5 protein-coding genes and 1 pseudogene are annotated in these 4522 nt (G+C 67.0%); all 6 read left to right on the plus strand.

Annotated features, from left to right (window positions below):
- A pseudogene (locus RWR81_RS12500) lies at positions 1–554 on the plus strand (argininosuccinate lyase); the annotation flags it as partial.
- A 22-nt stretch (positions 555–576) separates the two neighbouring features.
- Entirely contained in the window at positions 577–1239 is a 663-nt protein-coding gene (locus RWR81_RS12505) for a DNA-3-methyladenine glycosylase (protein ID WP_314458052.1), read from the plus strand.
- A 116-nt stretch (positions 1240–1355) separates the two neighbouring features.
- Positions 1356–1781, plus strand: coding sequence for a hypothetical protein (locus RWR81_RS12510; protein ID WP_314458053.1), 426 nt, complete (start codon positions 1356–1358; stop codon positions 1779–1781).
- Positions 1778–2317: a MarR family winged helix-turn-helix transcriptional regulator gene (locus tag RWR81_RS12515; protein WP_314458054.1), complete on the plus strand. Its 540-nt coding sequence runs from the start codon at positions 1778–1780 to the stop codon at positions 2315–2317. The genes RWR81_RS12510 and RWR81_RS12515 overlap by 4 nt, the downstream gene beginning before the upstream one ends.
- A 10-nt stretch (positions 2318–2327) precedes the next feature.
- A complete protein-coding gene (locus RWR81_RS12520; RefSeq protein ID WP_314458055.1) occupies positions 2328–2942 on the plus strand; it encodes a class I SAM-dependent methyltransferase in 615 nt (204 codons plus the stop codon).
- Positions 2943–3110: 168 nt separating this feature from the next.
- Entirely contained in the window at positions 3111–4373 is a 1263-nt protein-coding gene (gene tyrS, locus RWR81_RS12525; RefSeq protein WP_314458056.1) for a tyrosine--tRNA ligase, read from the plus strand.
- The last annotated feature ends 149 nt before the right edge of the window (positions 4374–4522 follow it).

The following is a 4522-nucleotide window of genomic DNA, read 5'->3' on the forward strand; positions in this document are numbered from 1 at the left end:
ACCGGGACCTGCAGGAGGACAAGGAGCCCGTCTTCGACGCCGTCGATACCCTGGCCATCCTCCTGCCGGCCGTCAGCGGCATGGTGTCCACTATGACCCTCCACTACGAGCGCATGGCGGACCTTGCGCCCCAGGGCTTCTCCCTGGCCACCGATATCGCGGAGTGGCTGGTCAAGAACGGTGTGCCCTTCCGCCACGCCCACGAGATCTCCGGCGCCTGCGTACGCGAGTGCGAGAGTCGCGGCACTGAGCTGTGGGATCTGTCCGACGACGACTTCGCCGCCATCGATGAGCGGCTCACCCCGGGCGTGCGGGAGGTCCTCTCAGCCGAGGGCTCGGTGGCCGCCCGCACCGGGCACGGTGGCACCGCGCCGGTGCGCGTCGTCGAGCAGCTCGCCCGGGCCATCGCCCGCAGCGCCGAGCTGAGGGTCTTCGCCTGGGAGGGCTCCCTGCTGGACGGCCCCGCGGGTCCTCAGCGGCCCGAGCCGGGGGAGTCTGATGACGGGGACGCGGACGGCGGGACTGGGACGGACGCTGGGGCGGAGCAGGACTGAGCCTGCTCGCGAGGGCGATGCTATGGGGGATCCCGCGACAGAACTGAGCCCCGAGGCCGTCTTGCTCCTGAGTCGTGACAGCCTGGAGGTGGCCCCGGCCCTGCTGGGCGCCGTCATCTCCGTTGCCGGCTCGCAAGGACGCGTCGCGATCCGGCTGACAGAGGTGGAGGCCTATCGAGGCGAGGAGGACCCGGGTTCCCACGCCTTCCGGGGACGCACGGCGCGCAATGCCTCCATGTTCGAGGCCGGCGGGTGCGTCTACGTCTACTTCACCTACGGCATGCACCACTGCCTCAATATCGTCACCGGGCCGGCGGGGATCTCGCGAGCGGTGCTCCTGCGCGGGGGAGAGGTGGTGGACGGGATTGCGCTGGCCAGAGAGCGTCGCCCCGCCGCGCGCACTGACCGCGACCTGGCCCGTGGCCCGGCTCGGCTGTGCTCGGCGCTCGGACTGGACCGCTCCGACGACGGTGCATGGCTGGGAGGTCCCGGTTCGCGCATCAGTCTGACGCTGCCGGAGGCGTGGCAGGTGCCGGATGCCGAGCGCATTCGGCGTGGGCCACGCACCGGGGTGGCCGGTCCCGGGGGAGATGGAGAGGCCTTCCCGTGGCGCTTCTGGCTCCATGATGAGCCAACTGTCTCACCGTACAGACCGGCCGCGCCCAGGCGTCGTCGTCAGGACTGACCCTCATGCTGGCGGGTGCCGGCTTGCCCTGAGGGCTCACGTCATCTAATAATGGATACACAGACAATCTCTGTAGAGATTATTGTCGTCGTGTAACCGCGGAGGAAGGGCGAGCAATGTGGTCGACCGAGTGTGAACGGACGGTGGATCTCCCGGTGGGGGTCCTGTGGGAGACCTGGATCAAGGTGCTCTCCGGTGAGATCGAGCTCCCGCAGGGAGACCGCTACGAACCATGCGAGCCGGTGGGGCCCGGTGCATCGATCACGATGACACCGGCCGGGCAGGACAGCGTCGAGATCACGGTGACCCGCTGGGAGCCACCTCATGTCCAGGCGGACCGGGCCTCCTACGGGGGAGTGGAGCTGACCTTCACGCACTCCTTCACGTCCGCACAGGAACAGGGGAAGAGCGTTGTGACAACCCGCCTCGACATCGACGGCCCCGGTGCCGACGAGGCCGGACCGGTGATCGGTCCGAGAATCGCCGAGGACTTCCCGCAGGCCATCGACTCACTCGTCGAGGCTGCTAGGGTCAATATGTGAAGACACGGTTCCAAGGGCCGGAGGCGAGTCCCGGCTTCCTCATGTGGAGGACTGCGCTGGCCTGGCAGCGCGACATCGCTGCCGCCCTGGAACCGGTTGGACTGACGCACTCCCAGTTCGTCCTCCTGGCCTGCACGCAGTGGCTCGAGGCGCAGGGAGGCGGTGCCAGCCAGGTCATGATTGCGGCCCAGGCGGGAATGGATGTCAAGACCACCAGCCAGGTGCTGCGCAGGCTGGAGCGGGCCGGCCTCGTCTTGCGTCAGCAGGATCCCACGGATGCCCGCGCTCGGATCGTGGCAACGACGGCAGCGGGACGAGAAATCGGGGCCAGGGCAACGCGTCTTGTTGAGGACGCCGATGAGGCGTACTTTGCCACCATGCCTCACCTGCGCGACGCTCTGCTGCGCGACGCCGGTGTCGTGGTGCGCAGACCGGCAGCGCACCACGGCGAGGCGATCGATGCGTCCAGCGGCCGGAGTGCGCACTCCAGGACCCCTGGTGACGCGGCCGGTCCGACCGAGGTGGCTGCTCCGTGAGGATGTCTCAGTGACCAATGACTATTGGAACCACAATGTCGCCTTTCACCGGCGCATCGTGCGGGACACGGCGCTGCGCGGTGGGAGCGCCCTCGATGTCGGATGTGGTGACGGGCTCCTGCTCGCGCGTCTGGCAACGGTGTGCCGCCGCGTCGTCGGACTTGAACCCGATGAGCAGACGGCTGCTCGAGCACGTGGACGTCTGAAGCAGATACCGCAGGCCGAGGTTCTGCTCGACGACGTTATGGATCCCGACCTGCCTCAGTGCATCGGAACCTTCGAGACGGTCAGCTGCGTGGCCACGCTGCACCACCTTCCGCTGGAACCCGCCCTGGCGAGGCTGAGCGAGCTGGTGGCACCCGGCGGCAGACTCATCATCGTCGGCCTAGCCGCCAACAGGGGCCTGTGGGACTGGGTGCTGTCCGCACTGGCTGTCCTCCCTCTGCGGATGGTCGGCGCCCTGCGCCGGGAGAGGTCCGACATCGGTGTGGTCACGCGTCCTCCAAGAGAATCCCTGGCCGAGATTCGTGCGGCGGCATCCCGGATGCTTCCCGACGCCAGGATCCGACGGCGCTTCTACTACCGATACACCCTCATATGGGACCGCCCGACGGAGGTTTTGTGAACGAATCCCCGCATCCGGCTCACAGCTCTACGGCTCTGCCTCTTCGCGGAAGTCGAGCCGGAGCATGGCAGACTATCTGCGCCGGAGGCATCAGCCGGACCCGAGCGTGACGCGCCGGGATCACGCGTGCTTCGGGAAGCACGACAACCCACGGAAGGCGACTGGACAGTGACGGACATCCTGGACGAACTGCAGTGGCGCGGGCTCATCGCCCAACACACCGATATCGACGCCCTGCGAGCGTCACTCGCCGACGGGGCCGTCACCTTCTACTGCGGGTTCGACCCCACAGCACCGAGCCTTCACCACGGGCACCTCGTGGCCGTCAAGGTCATGCGTCATCTTCAGCTGGCCGGCCACCGCCCTCTGGCACTGGTTGGTGGGGCGACCGGGCTCATTGGCGACCCGCGCGCCAAGGGGGAGCGCACCCTCAACACCAAGGACGTCGTCGCCGGCTGGGCGGCCAGCCTGCAGGAGCAGCTCGAGAACCTTCTCGACTTCAGCGGGGACAACCCTGCGCGGATCGTCAACAACCTGGACTGGACCCAGGCGATGAGTGCCATCGATTTCCTGCGGGACCTGGGTAAGCACTTCCGCATGGGCACCATGCTCTCCAAGGACATCGTCGCCCGGCGCCTGGCCAGTGAGGAGGGCATCTCCTACACCGAGTTCAGCTACCAGGTCCTCCAGGCCAACGACTACCTCGAACTCTACCGGCGCAACGGCTGCACCCTGGAGGTCGGCGGCAACGACCAGTGGGGCAACCTCGTGGGCGGGATGGACCTCATTCACAAGGTCGAGGGCGCCTCGGTCCACGTCATGACCAACCCTCTCATCACCAAGGCCGACGGCACTAAGTTCGGTAAGACCGAGGGCGGGGCCATCTGGCTCAACCCCGAGATGCTCAGCCCCTACGCCTTCTACCAGTTCTGGCTCCAGGTCGACGACGCCGACGTCGTGCGCTTCCTCAAAGTGTTCACTTTCCTGGAGCGCGAGGAGATCGAGCGCCTTGAGGTGGCGACCGTTGAGAACCCGAAGGCACGCGAGGCCCAGAGGGTTCTAGCACACGAAGTCACCACCTGGGTGCATGGAGCTGAGGCCACAGCCCAGGCCGAGGCCGCGACCTCCGCACTGTGGGGGCGCGGAGACCTCGCTGACATCGACGAGGCGACGATCCTGGCGGCCACCTCCGATCTGGCCTCTGGTGATGTGACGGTCGGGCAGACCACGATCGTCGACTTGCTCGTCAGTACGGGACTGGATCGAGGTCGCAACGCCGCACGGAAAACCATTGCCGGAGGCGGGGCCTATCTCAACAACGTCAAGGTGGAGGATGAGGCCACAGTCATTGGTCCGAAGCACTTGCTCGCCGGGGGAGTGGTCCTGGTGCGCAAGGGACGGCGGAACCTGGCCGTCGGACGCACGGTTTAGTTTCCCCGCGAGGGGGATCTTGGCCTCCGAACACAGTTGTTGAGCGGTGACAGCGTCTTGTGGGCACTGTCACCGCTCTGCAGTTTGACGGGTTGGTGGCCGGTGCGTAATGTTCTCTCCGGCCCGAAACGGGGAGGATGAATTTCCTC

This window comes from uncultured Actinomyces sp. (assembly GCF_963526355.1).
In the GTDB taxonomy this organism is placed as follows: domain Bacteria; phylum Actinomycetota; class Actinomycetes; order Actinomycetales; family Actinomycetaceae; genus Actinomyces.